The sequence below is a fragment of the Streptomyces winkii genome, assembly GCF_032248595.1.
Classification (GTDB): Bacteria; Actinomycetota; Actinomycetes; order Streptomycetales; family Streptomycetaceae; genus Streptomyces; species Streptomyces winkii.
Window position 1 is genome coordinate 202,428 of the sequence record NZ_JASTTH010000005.1, and the last position, 18,958, is coordinate 221,385.

13 protein-coding genes are annotated in these 18,958 nt (G+C 73.4%); 9 read left to right on the forward strand and 4 right to left on the reverse strand.

The annotated features are described in order from the left end of the window. The first annotated feature begins 149 nt into the window (after nt 1-149). The gene (locus tag QQM67_RS16630) at nt 150-2,429 is read left to right on the forward strand and encodes an ATP-binding protein (RefSeq protein WP_314175115.1); all 2,280 of its coding nucleotides are present in this window, start codon (nt 150-152) and stop codon (nt 2,427-2,429) included. 162 nt (nt 2,430-2,591) lie between these two features. On the opposite strand, the gene QQM67_RS16635 is transcribed toward QQM67_RS16630, so the two are convergent. Together QQM67_RS16635 and QQM67_RS16640 are read right to left on the reverse strand one after the other, a co-directional pair. Next, nucleotides 2,592-3,101, reverse strand: coding sequence for a hypothetical protein (locus QQM67_RS16635; protein WP_314174663.1), 510 nt, complete (start codon nt 3,099-3,101; stop codon nt 2,592-2,594). Nucleotides 3,102-3,172: 71 nt separating this feature from the next. After that, nucleotides 3,173-4,483, reverse strand: coding sequence for a hypothetical protein (locus QQM67_RS16640; protein ID WP_314174664.1), 1,311 nt, complete (start codon nt 4,481-4,483; stop codon nt 3,173-3,175). Between the two features lie 356 nt (nt 4,484-4,839). On the opposite strand from QQM67_RS16640, the gene QQM67_RS16645 reads away from it, so the two are divergent. From QQM67_RS16645 to QQM67_RS16680, 8 genes are all read left to right on the forward strand, one after another. Next, a complete protein-coding gene (locus QQM67_RS16645) occupies nt 4,840-8,043 on the forward strand; it encodes an AfsR/SARP family transcriptional regulator (protein WP_314174665.1) in 3,204 nt (1,067 codons plus the stop codon). 389 nt (nt 8,044-8,432) lie between these two features. Next, nucleotides 8,433-9,386 carry a MerR family transcriptional regulator gene (locus QQM67_RS16650; RefSeq protein WP_314174666.1) on the forward strand — a complete coding sequence of 318 codons (954 nt, stop codon included), beginning with the start codon at nt 8,433-8,435 and terminating at the stop codon, nt 9,384-9,386. Further along, entirely contained in the window at nt 9,383-9,952 is a 570-nt protein-coding gene (locus QQM67_RS16655) for a hypothetical protein (RefSeq protein ID WP_314174667.1), read from the forward strand. The genes QQM67_RS16650 and QQM67_RS16655 overlap by 4 nt, the downstream gene beginning before the upstream one ends. Nucleotides 9,953-10,428: 476 nt before the next feature. Further along, on the forward strand, nt 10,429-11,481 hold the full coding sequence (locus QQM67_RS16660; protein WP_314174668.1) for an aminotransferase class I/II-fold pyridoxal phosphate-dependent enzyme: 1,053 nt from the start codon (nt 10,429-10,431) through the stop codon (nt 11,479-11,481). Between the two features lie 169 nt (nt 11,482-11,650). Continuing rightward, nucleotides 11,651-12,772: a UbiA family prenyltransferase gene (locus tag QQM67_RS16665; protein ID WP_314174669.1), complete on the forward strand. Its 1,122-nt coding sequence runs from the start codon at nt 11,651-11,653 to the stop codon at nt 12,770-12,772. Beyond that, on the forward strand, nt 12,766-14,547 hold the full coding sequence (locus tag QQM67_RS16670; protein ID WP_314174670.1) for a prenyltransferase/squalene oxidase repeat-containing protein: 1,782 nt from the start codon (nt 12,766-12,768) through the stop codon (nt 14,545-14,547). Before QQM67_RS16665 ends, QQM67_RS16670 begins: the two co-directional genes overlap by 7 nt. After that, nucleotides 14,544-15,842 (forward strand): FAD-dependent oxidoreductase, encoded by a 1,299-nt coding sequence (locus QQM67_RS16675; RefSeq protein WP_314174671.1) that lies wholly within the window; start codon nt 14,544-14,546, stop codon nt 15,840-15,842. Before QQM67_RS16670 ends, QQM67_RS16675 begins: the two co-directional genes overlap by 4 nt. 150 nt (nt 15,843-15,992) lie before the next feature. Next, complete coding sequence (locus QQM67_RS16680; RefSeq protein WP_314174672.1) at nt 15,993-16,883, forward strand: TauD/TfdA dioxygenase family protein; 891 nt, start codon at nt 15,993-15,995, stop codon at nt 16,881-16,883. Between the two features lie 128 nt (nt 16,884-17,011). On the opposite strand, the gene QQM67_RS16685 is transcribed toward QQM67_RS16680, so the two are convergent. Both QQM67_RS16685 and QQM67_RS16690 read right to left on the reverse strand, forming a co-directional pair. Further along, nucleotides 17,012-18,127 carry a sulfotransferase gene (locus QQM67_RS16685; RefSeq protein ID WP_314174673.1) on the reverse strand — a complete coding sequence of 372 codons (1,116 nt, stop codon included), beginning with the start codon at nt 18,125-18,127 and terminating at the stop codon, nt 17,012-17,014. 8 nt (nt 18,128-18,135) lie between these two features. Further along, the gene (locus QQM67_RS16690; protein WP_314174674.1) at nt 18,136-18,939 is read right to left on the reverse strand and encodes an exodeoxyribonuclease III; all 804 of its coding nucleotides are present in this window, start codon (nt 18,937-18,939) and stop codon (nt 18,136-18,138) included. Nucleotides 18,940-18,958: the final 19 nt, after the last annotated feature.

Consider the following 18,958-nt stretch of genomic DNA (forward strand, 5'->3'; position numbering starts at 1 on the left):
GGGAGCAACAGACGGGCGGCCACGGCGAGTTGAGCCGCAGGAACGAGTCGGGCCGTAACGAACCGAGCGGCGACGAGCCGAGGCACGACGAACCGAGCGGCAACGAACCGAGCGGCGACGAGCCGAGGAGCAACGAGCTGAGCGGTTCCGTGTACGGGCCGAGCGTGCAGGCAGGCGCGATCCACGGCGACGTCCACATCCGCACGGGCTCCGACGGCCCCGCCGACCCGGCCGGCCCGCGCCGTGAGGCCCATGTGCCGTGGCAGCTTCCGCCGGGGGCGCCGCTCACCGACCGTACGGACGCGCTGGCCGTGCTGGAGCGCCACCGGGCCGAGCTCGCCGAGCGGGGCCACCCCACGCTGACCGCCGTGAGCGGCCTCGGCGGAGTCGGCAAGACCACGCTCGCACTGGCCTGGCTGCACACGTTGCGCGAGCGCTATCCCGGTGGGCAGCTGTATGCGGACCTGCGCGCGCAGTCGCCGGACGGCCCGGCCGACCCCGGCGAGGTGCTGGCCCGATTCCTGCGCGACCTGGGCGTACCGGCGGAGCACGTACCGGTCGACGTGGTCGAACGCACCGCGCTGTACCGCTCGTTGACGTCTCAGCGCCGTCTGGTGGTGCTCCTCGACGACGCGCTCACGGCCGCCCAGGTCAGACCTCTGCTGCCGGGAGGCCGCAACGTCACGGCGGTGACCAGCCGCAGACGGCTGTCCGGCCTGGCCCTGGACGGCTGCCGGGCGGTCCAGCTGGAACCGCTGGCGGAGGACGCCGCCGTCGAGCTGCTGGCGGCCACGCTCGCCGACGGACGGGTCGACGACCAGCCGGACGACGCACGCGCGCTCGTCGATCTGTGCGCGGGGTTACCCCTGGCGGTGCGGGTCGCGGGCGCGCGGCTCGCGACCCGCCCCTCCCGGCGCATCGGCACGATGGTCCGCGCCCTGACCGAGGAGCGGGGCCGGCTCGCGGTGCTGACCGTCGAGGACGACGACCACGGCGTCCAGGCCGCGCTCGACCTCTCCTACCGGGAACTCCCCGCCGAGGCGGCACGCCTGTACCGGCTCCTCGGGCTGCACCCGGGAGGGGAGTTCGGCAGCGGCGTGGCCGCCGCGGCGCTGGCACGGCCCGACGGGACGCCGCCCGCTTCGTACGAGGCGCGGGCGACGCCGCTCCTCGACCTGCTCCACGACGCGAGCCTCCTGGTGGACGCCGGAGACGAACGGCACCGCTTCCACGACCTCGTGCGGCTGCACGCGGCGGCCAAGGCGGCGGAGGACGAACCCCCGGAGGAGCTCGCGGCGGCGCGGCGGCGCATCGCGGACCACTACTTGGCGGGAGCGACCCTCGCCGAGCAGATCATCGACCCCCAGCACCGCACGATGGCCCGCACGTACGGGCCCGGCCCGAGGATCGTCCCGGACCTCGCACCGCCGCGAGACGGCGGCGAGGCGGACGCGAACACCGCGCTGGACTGGCTGGAGCGCGAACTGCCCAACGCCATGGCCACGTTGAAGACGGCCCGCGCGGCGGGATTCCCGTCCGTCGCCTGGCAGCTCGCCGACGCCCTGTGGCCGCTCTTCCTGCGCAGAAAGCACTACGACAACTGGCGCGCGGCACACGAGGAAGGGCTCGTGGCCGCACGGGAGTTGGGGGACGTGAGAGCGGAGTGCCGCATGCTGACGTCGGGCGGCATGGGTGAACTCGTCATGGACGTCGAGGCCGCACTGGCCAAGTTCGAGCGCGCCGCACGGCTCTTCGAGGAGAACGGCGACGCGCTCGGACAGGCCCGCACGCTCAACTACCGCGGGCGGGCGCTGTACCGGCTGGGCCGGCCGGCGGAGGCGGCGGAGCTCTTCGCCCTCGCGGCCGACCGTCTCCCCGGGTGCGGCGACGCACGCGCGGGCGCCCTGGCCCGCTTCAACCTCGCCGAACTCGCCCTGGAGGACGGGCGTTCGGACGAAGCCCTGCTCAACGCCCGCGCCGCGCGGACCACTCTGCGGGACGCGGGCGACGTCTACAACGCGGCCCGCGCGGCCGGACTCATGGCGCGCACGTACCTCGCGACCGGACGCGAGGAGCGCGAGGCGTCGCCGGAGGGGCTGCGAGAGGCCGAACTGTGGCTCGCCGAGGCGCTGGCCGTACTGCGTCCGATGTCCGCCGACTACGAGACGGCGCGCGCTGTGGAGTCCTGCGCGCGGCTCGCCGAGCTGCGCGGCCGCCCCGGGCAGGCACGGGAGCACTACCGCGAGGCGGTCGCCCTCTACTCGGCGGTCCGGCACGCCGCCGAGGCGGACGCCGCGCGCAGCCGGATGGAGCGGCTGCGCGGGGCCGGAACCGGCGACGCGGGCACCGCCGCCGGCGGCGACAACGCACGCGACGCCGACAGCGGGCACGCAGGCGATACCAACAGCGCCGCTCCCGGCGGCGGTTGACCGGGCCGAACCCTGACCCGGCCTGGCTGACCGGCCCGGGTTGACCCACCCGAGTCGACCGGCCGAACCGCGACCGGGTCGGGCTCACCGGCCCAGATTGACCGGCCCGAGTCGACCGGCCGAACCGCGACCGGGTCGGGCTCACCGGCCCGGGTCGACCGCCTACGGGCGCCGGTGTCCGGCCTCCGGCAGCGTGCCGAACTCCTCCATCGGCCATCCCGCCACCAGCCAGGCGTGGGCCAGCGACGCCCACGCCTCCCACGGGGCCCGCGCCCTGTGAGCGCTCCCGAGCGTCAGCCGACCGTCGGTCCCCGACGCGTCCGGAGCAGCGAAACCGGACGCGCCACCGGCGGCGGCCCCGTACCGCAGCACGCACTCCGCGTTCCGCGGCACGGCGACCACCAGCGCACCCGGGTGCCGCACGGCGGACCCCCGCCCGGTACACGCCGCGCAGCCGCAGTCCGGGCGCGGGCCGTCGTTCCCGCCGCATCCGACCAGAACGTCCGCGAGCCTGCGCCCGCGCGGCGGCGCGTGCAGCCCTGCGCGCAGATGCTCGTCCACCACGCGCTCCCCCGCCGCCCCGGTGAGCACGACGCGGACGAACCGCCCTGCCCCGGGGCCCTGCTCCGCAAAGCCGCCCGCCGCCGCGCTCTCGGTCACGGTCACCGTCACCGACACCGACACCGTCGCGTACGACCGGCACCCCGGTCCTGCGCACCGCAGCGACAACCGCCGCACGGCGCTCACCACGTGCTCCGTCCGTCGCAGTCGACGACGACGGGCAGCGCCGCCGGGCTGGTGACCGGCCGCACGGCGGGCGGGCGCAGCCCGAGCGTCCGGTAGAGCAGAGCCCTCATCCGGCGTACGTACCGCCCCGGTTCGGACGTGATGCGTGCCGCGACGCCCTCGTGCAGGTCGCGCCGGTACGTCGCCGAACTGCGCGTGAGCTGCCGTTGCAGCGGCCGGTCGGGACGCAGCCGCGGCACGAAGGACCGCAGCTCGGCGAGGGGCGACTCCGGGTCCAACCCGGCGCCACCCGGCCGCTGTTCGCCCGCCGTCAGGACGGGTACGCCGGTCATCGCCCCGTACAGGGAGACCGAGCCGTGGTCGCCGACGACGAACTCCGCGGAGGCCATCGCCCCGCACCAGTCGGCGCGGTGGCTGAGCACCACCAGCCCCCTGCGGGCCAGCGCCGCGAACCAGCTCCGTACCGTCCACGGGCTGTGCGTGTTCCACACGTGCGGGTGCAGCATCAGGGCGGTCCGGTAGCGGTCGGACGGCAGTTCGGTCACCAGCCGCTCCAGCAGCTCCCAGTCGCTCCCGATCAGCGAGGCCCCGCCCCAGGTGGAACAGGCCAGGACCAGCGACTGCTCCGGCGAGACGCCGAGTGCCTGCCGGTACAGCGCCCGGGACGAGAAGCTCGCCACCAAGCGGTCGTAGCACGGGTCGCCCACGACCTCGGCGGCGGGCAGCGCCTCCGGGCACTCGCGGCCCAGCCGGTCCTTCTCGTCCTCGTGTCCGAGGGCTATGGCCCGGGGGACGACGACGCCGTCCTGCACCAGCCAACGCCGGCCCAGCCCGGACACGCTGCGCTCAGAGGGGGCACCCCCGCGCACACGCACGTGGTCGCCTCCGCCGCGTCCACGTCGAGAGCCGGACCGGGAAAGGCGCGCGGACCCGAACTTGTTGTGCCCGGCCCCGTGCGGCACAACGATCACCGGGGCGTGCAGCTCGTGCAGGCCCCCGTGGGCCGCCGCCAGCGCCAGGTCGAACTCCGTCCGCACGGCGTGGGTCCAGGGCAGCACCAGGCCGTCGATGTCGGCGAGGAACTCCTGGACCCCGTTGGTGAATACGTCGGGCCCGGCGGTGAAGAACACCTGCACCCGTGGGTCGCCCTCCAGCAGCCGTACGGCTTCCAGCAGCCGCTGCCCCGCGGTGACCGTGTGCACCACGGCCAGGACGCGCTTGCGTACGTGCCGGGTCGCCCATCGCTCGACGTCCGGGCGCAGAGGTACATGCTGCGTATCGAGATCAAGCACCGTGTTCATCGACATCCCCCGTGGTCCTTTCAACTCCGCTTGCCTGTCGGGTCGTTGACGAGGCCGCGAATCCGCGACCCTCGTGACGAGGGGTTGCCCTGCGGAGCTGGATGACCTGATTGCAAGAACCTTGCACCGTGATGACCGCCGAGGTGGCAGGGCCGTGCGCCCCCGTTGCCTCATTGCGCCCCTGTCGGTGGATCCGCTCTGCCACGACGTTGGTTGAGGGCCGTACGAACGTGCGGGTGCTGCCGCAACGGCAGGAGAAGCGGGACCATTCGGGGGCGATGGTGAACCTTCTTGCACTGGGACCCATCGAATTGTGGAGTCAGGGGCGGCAACGCAGCCTGGGCTCGCCGAAAGAGCGCTGCGTGCTGGCCGTGCTGCTGCACGCGCGGGGCGAGCCGGTCCCGCTGGAGACGATCATGTCCCGCGTCTGGGACGACGAAGAGCTGCCGCCCAACTCGGTCGGGAACACCCACACTTACCTCTCGCGGCTCCGGGGACGGCTGAAGGTTCTGGGGGACGCGGCACGGCTGGAGCGCCCCTCGCCGGGCCGGTACCGGCTGACCGTCGCCCCGGACACGGTCGATCTGCTGCGCTTCCGGCACCTGCGAACCCGAGCACGCGCCGCCGTGGACAGCGACGACGCCGAGACGGCGATCGGTCTGCTGCGGGAGGCCGAAGCGCTGTGGCGGGGCGAGCCGCTCCCCGAGTTCACCGGGGAGTGGGCGGCGTCCAAACGCGCCCAGCTCCACGAAGACCTGCTGCGGGTGAAGGAGGAGAGGATCAGGCTGGAACTGGAGAGAGGGCGGCACGCCGACCTCATCGGCGAACTGCGCGGACTCGTGGTGCAGAATCCATTCGCCCAACAGGCCGTCGGCTCCCTGATGCTGGCGCTCTACCGCAGCGGCCGGCACGCCGAATCGCTGGACGTCTACCGCGAGACGTACCGGCGCCTCGACGACCAGCTCGGCATCCGGCCCGGCGCGGAGTTGCAGCGGCTCAACCGGCAGATCATCGAGCAGGACCCCGAACTGGACCTGCCTCCGGCTCACTTGGGGAGCGGGGAGGCTTCCGCCGCCGGGGCCGGGGCCGGAAGCGGGGACGAGAGCTCGCGCGATGGCGAGGGCGGGGATGCCGGCGGGGGTGCCGGAGGCGCGGGGTCCGCGCCTCCGGGGACGTCCCGGCCGTCGGGGAATCTGCCCCGCGACACCCGCGACTTCACCGGACGTACGGGCGAACTCGCCGCCCTGCTCGCCGATCCCGTCCGCCCGGACGGCGACGACGAGACCGCCATGCCCGTCACCGTGCTGTACGGGATGCCCGGAATCGGCAAGACGGCCACGGCTGTTCGCGCCGCGCACCGGATGCGGGAGCGCTATCCGGACGGGCAGTTCTACGTCGACCTGCGCGGCTACAGCGAGCAGTCCCGGTGCGAGCCCCGCGAAGCGCTCGCCCTGCTGCTGCGGTCGTCGGGAGCCGTCACCGAGTTACCGGACTCCCTGGACGAACGGGCCGCCCGGTGGCGCGAGTGGACTGCTCGGCACCGGGCTCTCGTCATTCTGGACAACGCCCGTACGACACAGCAGGTGACTCCCCTGCTGCCCGGAGCACCGGCCTGCCGGGCGATCGTGACCAGCCGGAACCGGCTGGTGGGGCTGGACGGCGCCACGCCGCTCTTCCTCGACGTGCTGTCGGCGAACGAGGCCATTCAGCTGTTCGGCCGCGTCGCGGGCCCGGCACGCACGGCCGACCGCGCCGCGCTGCGCCAGGTCGTCGACGCCTGCGGCCGGCACCCGCTCGCCCTGCAACTGCTCGCGGGCCGCTACCGGCACCGGGAGTCATGGGACGTGGAACACCTCTACGAGCGGCTGACGCAGGCACCGGACCCGCTGGAGGAGCTCGACGCCGGGCTCGACGTGGGACTCGGGCTGACGCAGGCGTTCGCGCTGTCGTACGCCGAACTGGGCCCTGACACACGGCGATTGCTCCGCCGCCTCGCGCTGCACTCCGGCCCCGCCGTCACCTTGGGCGCGGCGAGCGCGCTCCTCGGCACCGGCCCGGCGACGGCCCGGCAGCACGTGGAAACGCTGCTGGACGCGCACCTGCTCAGCGAAGGCCAGCTGGGCAGCTACCAACTCCACGACCTCGTACGGGCCTTCGCGGTCCAGGTGTGCCGCCGGGACGAGCCGGAAACCTCGCGGCACTCCGCGACGGACCGGCTCCTGACGTACTACCTGCGCAGCGCCGACCGCGCCGACCGGCTCGTCCACCCGCGGCGGCGGCGACTGCCGGTCGGCGGGCGGACGCCGGTAGCGGACCCCGAAGTACCCGTGTACGCCGAGGAGTTCGCCGACGCGGACGAGGCGTCGGTCTGGCTGGACGTCGAACGCGCGAATCTGCTCGCGGCGGCGTGCACGGCGAAGGACTCGGCGCCGTCCCGCATCGCGGGCTTCTCCCACGTGCTCGCGCCGACTCTCAGGTCGTGGGGCGTCTGGCGATTCGCGGCCGAACTGCACGCCGGGGCGGTCTCCGTGCTGCGCTCGGGCTCCGACCGGCGCGCACTGGCGCAGGCGTTGACCGACCGTGCGGGCATACGCGCCCAGGAGTGTCCCAGCGATGCCCTCGACGACGCGTCCGAGGCACTCTCGCTGTTCGAGGAGCTCGGCGACGTGGAGGGAAGCGCCGCCGCCCTCCTCCAGATCGGACGCGGGCGGCTCGCGGCAGGCCGCGGTGACAGCGCCCTGCGGACACTGGAGCGCGCACTGCGACTGCACGAGGAGTGCGGGGACCGCTACAGCCAGGCGGAAGTCCTGAATGTCCAGGGTGTCGCATTGCACTACCGCGGCGATCACCGCGCGGCCTCGGAGCGCTTCGGCGCCATGCTTCGCCTTGCGGAGGAACTCGGCGATCAGCAGCTTGAGTCGAGGGCCCTGAACAACATGGGCGATTTGTCACTTCTGCAGGAACGGTACGAGGAGGCTCGCGACTACTTCGAGCGGTCGCTCGACCTGGCACGGCGGTTCGGCGCGCGCCGGGTCTGCGTGATCCTGGAAGGCAACCTGGCAGTCGTCTACAACGCCACGGGTGAGCCGGAACGAGCCCTGGCCTCCTTGCAGCGAGCCCTCGACGGCTACCGCACGGGCGGCGACACAAGCGGCGAAGCCGACACCTTGATCGCCCTGGGCAAGACCTTCGCGGACACGGGCCGCCTGCGGGAGGCCCTGTTGCACTTCACCAGGGCCGAGCAACTGGCGAAGAGCATCGACAACTCGTATGAGCAGCAACGTGCGTTGGTGCACACAGCCGACATACACCGGACGTCCGGGCGCCTGAACCAGGCGCTGGACATCTACGAGAAGGCGCTGCGCATCTCCCGGGAGATCAACTACCCGCTGGGCTCAGCCAGGGCCATGGACGGGCTCGCGCGCGCAACGGCGCTGACGACGGCCGGAGACCGGGTGCGCAGCTGGGCGGAAGAGGCCTTGGCCCTCTACACCAGGCTCGGCGCCAAGGCCGAGGCGGCCTCGCTCCGGACCTTCCTCGGAGACCGCAAGGCGACGGGCTCCTGAGACAGACGGTCAGGCGACTCTCTGGTCACCAATCCATTTTCCGCGGCTCAGCGGACCCCGCGACCACGCGGGTCGCCGGACGATCGTCGCCCTGAAGCGCCTGGGATATCGCCGGAACGACGATCAGCGCAAGAGCCGCACTTGCGACGAATCGGACGACAAACTTCCTCGCTGCCACTGACGTCTCGTTTCACTCAATCGAGGGAACTTCTGGATCTTGAGGCCGGTGATCCTAGACGTACGCCCCTGTTCACGCCAATCAGGGGTCGATCCCAACTCCCCTCTGGGGCCCGGCAGTTCAGGCAGGCAGGCGGGCACCCGCAACCCCGCACAGTCACCGGGCGACTACAGCCGTGGGCCCTGCTGGACCGGATCGTTAAGCTGCCAAGGTGACCGACATAGAGCGAGCGCAGAGCACGGCGCCGGGCGTCCCGGGCCGAGCCGGTCACGCCGACGAGGGATCGGGCACGGACCCGGAGCCCTACGCCGCCCCTCACGCAGGCGCGGAAGCGGGTAACGGCGAGCCGCACGAGTACCGGGCCGCCGAGTTGGCCGAGCTCGCCGGGATCACCACGCGGACCCTGCGCTTCTACCGCGAGCGCAGACTGCTGCCCCCGCCCCGCCGCGAGGGCCGTGTTGCTTTTTACGACGAGCACCATCTGGCCCGGCTGCGCACCATCACGGCGCTGGTGGAGCGCGGGCACACGCTCGGCGGGATCGCCGACCTTCTCGAAGCCTTCGAGAAGGGACGCGGCTCGCACGGCACCGCCGAGCTGCTCGGCCTTGAATCCGCCGAGATAGGGCACCTCTTCGCGGAAGAGACGCCGATCAGGCTCACGCCGCAGGAACTCGCCGACTATTACCAGGGCGAGGTCACACCCGAGAATCTCGCCGCATCGCTCGATATCGGCTATATCGCCGTCGACGGGGACGAATTCGTCCATACGAGCCGGCGGCTGCTCGACGCGTCGTCGGAGCTGGTGAAGAAGGGCATCCCGCTCGCCGCCGTACTCGCCGCCGGGCGTGAGCTGCGTACGCAGAGCGAGGCGACAGCGGAGGTCTTCGCCCGGCTCTTCAGGACGTATCTGCTGCCCAAGCACGCGGCCGCGGCCCCGGACGGACTCGACGCCGACTGCCTCAACGACCTGCTCACTCAGCTGCGTCCCCTCGCCAAGCAGGTCGTCGAGGCCGAACTGGGCCTGGCCCTCGACCGGCGGGTCCGTGACGAGATCGAGGAGTGGCTCGCGAACGGCGGTCCCGCCGCGCGGGACGACGCGGGTACGACCGGCACGAACGACACGACCGGGAAGAACGGCATGACCGGAACGAACGGGTCGAGATGACGCGGGTTCCGAAGGTGTGGGGGGCGCGGGAGGACGAGGTACGGGCGGAGTTCCCCTGCGACGGACTGCTGGACCGTCCGCGGGAGAGCTGGTTCCGCGCGGTCACCGTGGACGCCGAGCCGGCCACCGTCTTCCGCTGGCTCTGCCAGCTCAAGGTCGCCCCGTACAGCTACGACACCCTGGACAACTTCGGCCGCCGCAGCCCGCGCCGGCTCACTCCCGGCGCCGAGCGGCTGGAGCCGGGGCAGCGCGTGATGACCATCTTCCGGCTCGTGGAGTTCACACAGGACCGGGACATGACGCTCACGCTCGACGACCCCAAGGGCCAGGGCCTGTTCGGGAACTTCGCGGTCACGTACAGGGTCACGGGTGAGGAGCACGGCAGGACGCGGCTGCTGGTCAAGCTCGTCGTGGGAGACGGCGACGGGGCGCTGCGGCGGCTGCGCCGTCCGCTGATGGCGTGGGGGGATCTGCTGATGATGCGGCGTCAGCTGCTGACCCTGCGGAAGCTGGCGGAACGGCAGGAGCGGAAGGAACGGCAGGAGCGGAGCGGCACCGGACGGTGACCGCACGGCCGTCCCGCAGGACGGCTGCCCCGCAGGCCGGGCGCTGGTCCGCGTCGGGCGTCGTCCGCAGATCGTCCCGGCCTCGAAATCACAGCTCGCATACTTCGCCGAGGTACCCGAATCCGGCAGCGCTTCCGCCGGATTCCGGTCCCGGATGAAACGGCGCGAACAGATCGCCGGGTATTCGGCTCCCGCACCTCCGGGCGGCAGCACCCGGCTGCCGGATAAGCACGCACATTCCCGAGTCGCGCTTGTCTCCCCGGTTTTCTTCCGTCCCTCCACCGGCACCTTTCCGGTATTCCTCCCGGGGAGGCTCCAAGTGCAGCCCGGTGATTCCGGTTTCAAGCCGGTGGCTGACAACTTCCCTTGGCCGGAGGGCACTTGAGCGTTCACAATCGTTGCTCCGTCTGCGCGGCCCTCCCCGCGGGGGCGTCACACCGGAACGTTCCGGGCCGGTTCAATCGGATTGGACGTAAATGGACGAAGAAGACGGCTGGAACAGAATGCAGCCGGCGCTCGGTCCTGATCCCGTGTCGCACCAGATGTCGCTCAACGAGACCTTCTTCCCGCCGACTCAGGGGGTACTGCGGGCCGTTCAGGCTTCCGCCGCCGAGTCGCACCGTACGAACGACGCCCTCGCGACCGGACTGACCGGCCGCATCGCGGAGCGGCTGGGCGTCCCGGCCGGCGATGTCCTCGTGGGACCGGGGTCGGCCGCCCTGCTCCAGCACCTCTTCAGCGTGCTGACGGGCCCCGGCAGCGACACCGTGCACGCGTGGCCGTCGTGGGAGGCGTATCCGATGCTCGCGGCCAACGCGGGCTCCACGACGGTCCGTGTGCCGCTGGGCGAGGACGACGCACACGACCTCGACGCGATGGCGGACGCCGTCACCGACCGCACGCGCATGGTGCTGCTGTGCCACCCCAACAACCCGACGGGAAACGCCCTTCGGCACGCGGACGTCGAGCGCTTCCTGACCCGGCTGCCTTCAGACGTCGTCGTGGTCGTCGACGAGGCGTACCGGGACTTCGTACGCGACGACGGCGCCGCCGACGCCGTGACGCTCTACCGGAGCGACGAACGGGTGTGCGCCGTGCGGACGTTCTCCAAGTCGTACGGGCTGCTCGGCCTGCGCGTCGGCTATCTCGTCGGACACGGGCGGACCCTCGGGCGGCTGCGCGGACTCCAGCCGTTCTTCAGGGTGAGCAACACCGCGCAGGCCGCGGCGCAGGCCGCGCTCGCCGAGGAGGCGGAGTTCAGGCGGCGCTGCGACGTCACCGTGGAGGAGCGCGAGAGGCTCAACGACCGGCTGCTGAAGCTGGGTTGGCGGGTGACGCCCAGCCAGGCCAACTTCCTGTGGCTGCCCATGACGAGCGGCGTCGAGGAGTTCACCCAGTTCTGCGCGGACCACGGTGTGCTGGTCTGCGGGAAGCCGGGCGAGGGCATACGCGTGACCGTCGCCGACCGGGAGGGCAACGACGCATTCGCGGAGCTGGCGGGCAAGTTCGGGGAGGGGGCCGCGACATGACCGCACAGCGGCCAGGGCGCGCGGCCCCGGTCCGGGTCCGGTGAACGCCCTGGAAGCGGCACGCACGGCGGTCCGTGCGCGCGCACGGACTCCCCGGCTTCCGTCGCGGCTGCGCAAGCCGCCGGGGTGGCTGAGGCCGGTGCCGCCACGGTCACCACGGGCGCTGCGGATGCGGTCCACCGGCGTGTGCAGGGCCCACATCGAGACGTGGCGCCCGTACACCCTGGCCTATCCCGGGCTGGTCGGCCTCACGGGCGCGGCCCTGAGCAGCGGTGACGCCGCCCCCGACGGCGCACCCGGCACCGGAGGCCTCCTGGTGGCCTGGGGCGCTCCGACGCTCGGCTGGGTCAGCGGCCACTATCTGGGCGACTGGTTCGACCGCGAGCTCGACGCGATCAGCAAGCCCCAACGCCCGCTGCCCTCCGGGCGGTTGAGCCCGCGCGCCGCGCTGCTGTGCGGTGTGGGGTGCGCCGGGGCCGCCGCCGTCGCCGCCGCGTCGGTCAACTGGCGGACGGTGCTGCTGGTCGCCGTGGCGATGCTGGGCATCGTGGCCTACAGCAGGCTGCTGAAGGGGCGCGGCCTGACGGGCAACGCCGTGCGGGGAGCGCTGACCGCCACCACCGTGGTCTTCGGAGCGATGACCGTGACGGAGCTGCCGTCGTGGCAAGTCGTGGTGTTCGCGGGGGTGTTCTGGGCGCAGGACACGGCGTCGAACCTCGTGGGCACGCTGCGCGACGTGGAAGGAGACCGCAGAGGCGGCTGCGAGACCGTTCCGGTGCGCCGCGGCGTGCGCGCGGCGGTCCGCACGGCCGCGCTGCTGCACGCCGCGGCCCTGGCGACCGCCGTACCGGCGCTGCTCCTCGCGACGGCCGAGCCCCGGAGCGCCCTGCTGCCGCTGCTGTGCGCGGCGGCCTGCGGCGCGGCGGCGTTCGTACCGCTGCTGCGTGACGGCGGTGTGCTCGGCGGTGGAGCACACGGCGAGGCCGGCGACGGCGGGGCCCGCGACGGCGAGTCCGCCGCGCTCACCCCCGAACGCGCCCTGCGGGCGCACGAGATCCTGGTGGCCCAACGGCTGCTGCTGGCGGGCGCGTTGCTCGCCGCGGGCTGGACGCTGCTGCCCGCGCTCGCGGTGGTGCTGCCGCTGCTGACCCTCAGCCTGGTCGTCCAGGCGCGGATGCGCTCCCGCCACGAGTTCCCGGACCGGGCCGACGGCGCGCAGGCCCCGGACTCCGAGTCCGCGGGGGCTCCGCCGGCGCCGCGCGACCTGCGAGGTGACTCCCCGACATGCTGAGCGAGGACCTGACCCGGCGGATCGGCGCCGCGGTCGACTCCGGCTGCGAGGCGCTGTTCGCGCGGCAGCGTCCGGACGGGGTCTTCGCACCGCGCGGCGACCGCTTCTCCCCCGCCAACACGGCCGCCGCCCTCATCGCGCTGCACCACGCCGACAGGGCGGAGGGGGCGCAGCGGCCGGACGGGCCGGACGGGGTCGTCGCCCGCGGCGTGACCCGCCTCCGCGACTCCCAACGCGCCGACGGCGGCTGGGCGATGGCCAAAGTCCCCACCGAGCTGCTGGCGACGGCCGCCGCCACGGCCGCGCTCCGGCTGACCGCCCCCGGCCACGCGGCGTCGGCGATACGCGCCGGCAGCGGCCTCGTCGCCCGGCTCGGCGGGCCCGAGGCCCTCCGCGAACCGGCCATGACCGGCCTGGTCCGGCAGTTTGACGCCCTCTCCGGCAACGGGGACCTGGCCGCCCTCCCGCGGCTGCCGCTGGAGCTGCTCCTGCTGCGCGGGCCCGCCCGCAGGCTGCTCAGCCTCCGCCTGCCGATCTTCGCGAGCATGGCGCTGGCGCAGTCCGTACACCGTCCGCCCATGCCGCTCCTCGCACCCGTACGCGGTCCCGCGCGGCGCGAGGCGCTCCGGGTGGTGCGCGACGCGTACGAACGCGAGGGCGCCACGGGCGAGTTCAGCACCGACCCGTGGCTGACGAGCCTCATCTCGCTCGGCGTCACCCGCTCCGGCCTGGCCCCCGACATCTCGCGCGCGTCCGCGCGGAGCCTGCGCGCGATGGCACGGCCGGACGGCTCGTGGGACCTGATGCCGCTCGATGTGACGTGGTCCAGCTTCGCGACGGCCGCGCTGCTGGAGGCGGGGCGCGCCAGGGACCCGCGGCTGGAGGCGACCCGCACCATGTTCCGCGAGCGCCAGCAGGACGAGCCGTTCGCGGCGCTCGGCTGCCCGCCCGGCTTCTGGGGCTTCTCCAGCGCGTACAGCTGGCCCATGGCGCTGGAGACCGCGGAGGTCAGCTCGGCGCTGCTGCGCATGCCGGACGGGACGGGCGACGCGCACGCCCGGCGCGGCATCGAGTGGCTGACCGCCACCCAGGACCCGCGGGGTTCCTGGAGCCTGGCCGTACGCGGCAGCAAGCCGGGCGGCTTCGGCCCCTGCCCGCACATGACGGCGAAGGCGGTACGGGCGCTGCTCGACTCCGGCGCGTCCGCCGAAGACCGGCGCGTGGTACGGGCGTTGGGATGGCTGAGCCGGGTGCAGGACGCGGACGGTTCGTACGAGGCGCTGTGGTACCGGGGCCGGACCGCTGGCACGGCGGTCGTGCTGGAGACGTTCTGCCGTGCCGGGCGCGGCGGCAGCAGGACCGCACGGCGGGCGCGCGACTTCCTGCTGCGTACGCAGTCCGAGGACGGTTCGTGGTCGACGGCCGACGCCGACGGCCCCGGCGCGCCACCCGGCAGCGCCCGCGACGGGAACGCTGGGACCGACAAGGGCACGGTCGAGGAGACCGCATGGGCGCTGCACGCGCTGCTCGCGTCGGGCACCGACCCGCACGGCGAGCCGGTCGCCGCGGCAGCACACCGGCTGACCGAATCGCAGTGCGACGACGGCAGTTGGCAGGGCGCACCGCTCAACGAGTACGTCCGGTTCTGCTCGCGCTACGCCGACGACGGCATCGCCTCGGGCCTCGCCGTCCGCGCCCTCGCCAGGCTGCGCGCACTCACGTCCACGGAGACCACCGGCCCGAGCGGCGGTACGAAGGAGGCCGGTGCGGCATGAGCGGCGACCACGACGTGGTGGTGTGCGGCGCCGGTGCCGGGGGCCTGGCCTCCGCCCGCGCCCTGGGCGCGATCGGGCTCCGCGTCCTGCTCGTCGACAAGCAGCGCGCCGCGCGCCCGGTCGCGAAGGGCGAGGTCCTCCAGCCCGGCGCGCTGCGCGTGCTGCGCCGCTGGGGCACCGACCGGCTGCTGACGCGCAACGGGGCGCTGCGCCTCGGGCAGTTGACGGTGCGCGACGCCGCGGGCGGGCCCGTCATGACGCTCGACTACGGCCGACTGCCCGCCGCTGACAGCTCGTTGCTCGCTCACGACCATGTGGCGATCCTCGACGCCCTGACGGCGGGGCTGGGCCCGAACGTCGAACTGCGGCGCGGCGTACGGGTGATGGAGGCACTGCGCGACGCCACCGGGCGGGTCGTCGGCGTACGCCTCGACGAGGGCGGGACCACCCGGCGGGACGTGCACGCGCCGCTCGTCGTCGCCGCCGACGGCATCGGCTCCCGGCTGCGCCGCGCCGCGGACATCGGCGGCAGCCGCGGCGACTACCCGCACCGGCTCGTCGCGCTGGAGCTGCACGACGCGCCCTGGCTGCCCGAGGACTTCTCGGCGTATCTCACCGGCCGGGGGCTGCGGTTGGTGTATCCACTCCCGGGCGGACGCGTCCGCCTGTACGTGCAGGCCGAGCCGGGAGAGCTGCGCGGCCTGGACCGTGCCGGGTTCGCACGCTGGAGCGAGCAGGCGGTGCGCGAGGTCCCGGCCCTCGAAGCGCTCGCCGGGGCCGCCGGAGCGGCGGCGGAGACCCGGCAGCTCTTCCCCGTCGCGCGCTTCCTCGCCGCACGGCTGACCGCCCCGGGCCTCGCGCTCGTCGGGGAGTCGGCCTACGCCGTACACCCCATGGCCGCGCAGGGCATGAACTCCGCGATCACGAGCGCCGCGGCGCTCGCCGACCAGCTCGACGCCCGGCTCACCCCCGCCGGGTGGTCGGACTCGCCGGAGCAGCTCGCCGCCGAGGCGGTCGACGCCGCCCTGCGCGACTACGAGCAGGACCGGCTGCCCGTGCTGGGCCACGCCGGGCGGACGAGCGCCAACGCCGCCCGCATGGTCACCGACCTCACCTGGCCGGGACGGGTGCTCGGGCGCCGTGCGGTGCGCTGCACCGGCGCCAACCCGCGGCTGCTGCACACCATCACGTACAACATGGCCGGTCTGGGGCCGCGCCCGCTTACGCTGCTGGACCGTCTGCACCAGATCGGTCTGCTGCCCGACCCCCGCGCCCACCGGGTCCCGTCGGCGTGAGGCGGGCCGACGATCCGCAGTCCGTACGAGCATCGACCCGCCACGTCACCGACCGATGACCGCCGACCGATGACCGCCGACCGCCCGGCGCCGACCACCGACCGCACATCACCTGCCGCCGGCCAACTGCCCCCGGAGAACGGAGTGTCCGTGAACGCCTCCCCCCAACAGCGCCCCGCCGACGACGACCTCGGCCTGTCCGTACGTCCCGTCTCCGGCGCCCTCGGCGCGGAGCTGCACGGCATCGACCTGACCGCCCTCGACGACGAACTGTTCGCGCGGATACACGAGTTGCTCCTGCGCTACCTCGTCCTCTTCATCCCCGGCCAGACCGGGCTCACCCCGGAGGCGCACATAGCGCTCGGACGCCGCTTCGGCGAGGTGGAGGTGCATCCCTTCCTGCCGAAGCTGGACGGCCATCCGGAGCTGACGCTCATCGAGTCCGACAAGGGCGGGAAGGCGGACGAGTGGCACATCGACGTCACCTTCAGCCCCAATCCGCCCGTCGCCTCCGTCCTCCAGCTGATCACCTGCCCCGAGTCGGGCGGCGACACGATGTGGAGCAACCAGTACCTCGCCTACGAGACGCTCTCCGAGCCCTTCAGGGAGATGCTCGACGGGCTCACCGCGGTGCACGTCCTCCAGGCACCGGAGGTGGGGACGCACTCCGCCGAACACCCCGTCGTACGCGTACATCCGGAGACGGGACGGCGCTCGCTCTACGTCACGCGCATGTGGACGTCGCACATTCCGCAGCTCAGCCGGAACGAGAGCGACGCGGTGCTCCAGTACCTCTTCGAGCACTCCGAGTCGCCGCGCTTCAACTGCCGCTACCGCTGGGAGCCGGGCGCGGTGGCCATCTGGGACAACCGTGCCACCCAGCACGTCGCGATCAACGACTACCAGGAGTACCGGCTCGGCCGGCGCGTGACCGTCCTCGGGGATCACCCCACGGGCGACGCGCCTCGCTGGAAGCCGTACGAGCGCAGGGGCGACGAGCGCTACTACCCGCGGCGGGTCAACGCCCGCTCCGGCTACTGACGTTCGGCGGTGCGGGTGGCGTGTGGCGTGGCCGGGGGGGGCGTGTGCCGGGGCGGCGCCGCGGGTGCCGGTTCCGCCGCCCGCCCGGCCGGTCCCGCCGATCCGGGCCGGTCCCGGCCGCTCCAGCTTCAGCCGGGACCGAGCCCCAGCGCCCGCATCCCCGGGGCGCAGCTCGCGCTCAGCCGGGCGCGCTCGTCCGGCGGCAGGGCGAGCGCCGCGCCACGGCGGCCGCCGTCGAGCAGCGCGCCGGCGGCCTTCAGCCAGTCCGGCCGCGGATCGACGCCGATGTGCCGTGCCAGCGCGGTCAGTTCGCGCTCGGGCTCGTCGAGCAGGCTCTCGTACGACAGGGAGGCGCGCAGCGGCGCGGGAACCTCGCCGAGACTGCCGACCCCCTCGGTGACCATCGCGCTCCACAGCTCGCCGAAGCGTTCCACGGGCACCGGCCGGTCCAGCACGGCCCGCAGGTCGAAGCTGTCGTCCGCCATCAACGTCCCCAGCCGCGCCGCGAGTTCCTGGTCCCCGGACCCCTCCTCGGCCTGCGCCGCCGTCCGCAGCAGGCGGAAACCCGCATGGCGGCTCATGGAGAGCGCACAGTCGGGCCCGTCGCGGTAGAGGTGGACGAAACGGGCCTCGGGGAAGTGGGAGCGCAGCCGCGGCACCGACGCGAGCGAGAAGCCCGAGCGCTCCACCACGGCACGGCCGCCGCCGACGCGCGCCGCGAGGGCCGCGAAGAGAGCACGGTAGTGATCGGCCACGGCTGCGCGTCCGCGGCCCGCCAACTCGGGCTCCAGCGCGTCGAACAGCGCGTCCGGATCGTCGGTGAGGTGCGGCAGAGTCGTCAGGCAGAGCGCCGGCACGCCGCCGCCGTCGGCCCCCGAGAACCGGCCTCCCGGCAGGCGGGGATAGAGATGCTCGGGCAGCGGCGCCCCCTCGCGGATCATGCGGTCGGCGAACGGTCGGCTGGACGCGAGCAGCTGCCAGAACTCCTCGCCGGTCAGCGGCTGTTCGGGCAGCGCGCCGGGTTCGACGGAGGCGATGAGCTCGCTGAGGCCGAGCACGTCCGGGTGCAGCCGCAGCACGTCCGAGAGGGCGGTCGATCCGCACCGTCCGGTGCCGACGACGAACGTCAACGTTCGCGGGGACGGTCCGGTCGTGCCCGCGGCGGTGCCCGTGTCCGTGCCGGTGTAGGGGTCCATGCCGTCCGTATCCAGTCCGTCCCTGTCGATGCCGTCCGTGCCGCCCACTGCTCGTCCTAGGCCACGAAGTCCACGCTCACCGGGGCGTGATCGCTCCAGCGCTCCTCATGAGCGGCGGCCCGCTCCACCACGGCCTTGACGGCACGCGACGCCAGCCCCGGCGTCGCCACCGCGTAGTCGATGCGCCAGCCCGCGTCGTTGTCGAACGCCCGCCCCCGGTACGACCACCACGAGTACGGCCCCGCGACGTCCGGATGCAGGGCTCGTACGACGTCCGCGTAGCCGCCGTCCTCCGGATCGAAGACCCGCGAGAGCCACTCCCGCTCCTCGGGCAGGAAGCCCGCGGAACGCCGGTTCGCGCGCCAGTTCTTCAGGTCCGCCTCCCGGTGCGCGATGTTCCAGTCGCCGCACACCAGCACCTCGCGCCCGTCCGCCGCCGCACGCTCGCGCAGCTCGCGCAGGTACGGCAGAAAGGCCGCCATGAAGCGCTCCTTGGCGGCCTGCCGCTCCGTGCCGACGTCCCCCGAGGGCAGATACAGGCTGGCCACGGTCATCCCCGGAAGATCCACCTCGGCGTAGCGGCCGGAGTCCTCGAACTCCTCCGCGCCGAAGCCGATCCGCGCCTCGTCCGGCTCGCGCCGCGTGAGGATCGCCACACCGGCGCGGCCCTTCGTCGCCGCGGGCGCGTAGACCGTGTGCCAGCCCTCGGGTGTGCGTACGTCGTCGGGGAGTTGGTGCGGTTCCGCCCGCACCTCCTGGAGGCAGACCACGTCCGCGTCGGTCGCCGCCAGCCACTCGCGGTAGCCCTTCCTGGCCGCCGCCCGCAGCCCGTTCACGTTGATCGTCGTCACCTTCGGCATCCGGGTCACCTTACGATGC

Bases quoted from the DNA above. Each gene is read 5' to 3' on its own strand.
- QQM67_RS16690 (WP_314174674.1), bottom strand. From the start codon at position 18,939: ATGCCGAAGGTGACGACGATCAACGTGAACGGGCTGCGGGCGGCGGCC.
- QQM67_RS16660 (WP_314174668.1), top strand. From the start codon at position 10,429: ATGGACGAAGAAGACGGCTGGAACAGAATGCAGCCGGCGCTCGGTCCT.
- QQM67_RS16640 (WP_314174664.1), bottom strand. From the start codon at position 4,483: ATGTCGATGAACACGGTGCTTGATCTCGATACGCAGCATGTACCTCTG.
- QQM67_RS16670 (WP_314174670.1), top strand. From the start codon at position 12,766: ATGCTGAGCGAGGACCTGACCCGGCGGATCGGCGCCGCGGTCGACTCC.
- QQM67_RS16675 (WP_314174671.1), top strand. From the start codon at position 14,544: ATGAGCGGCGACCACGACGTGGTGGTGTGCGGCGCCGGTGCCGGGGGC.
- QQM67_RS16665 (WP_314174669.1), top strand. From the start codon at position 11,651: ATGCGGTCCACCGGCGTGTGCAGGGCCCACATCGAGACGTGGCGCCCG.
- QQM67_RS16655 (WP_314174667.1), top strand. From the start codon at position 9,383: ATGACGCGGGTTCCGAAGGTGTGGGGGGCGCGGGAGGACGAGGTACGG.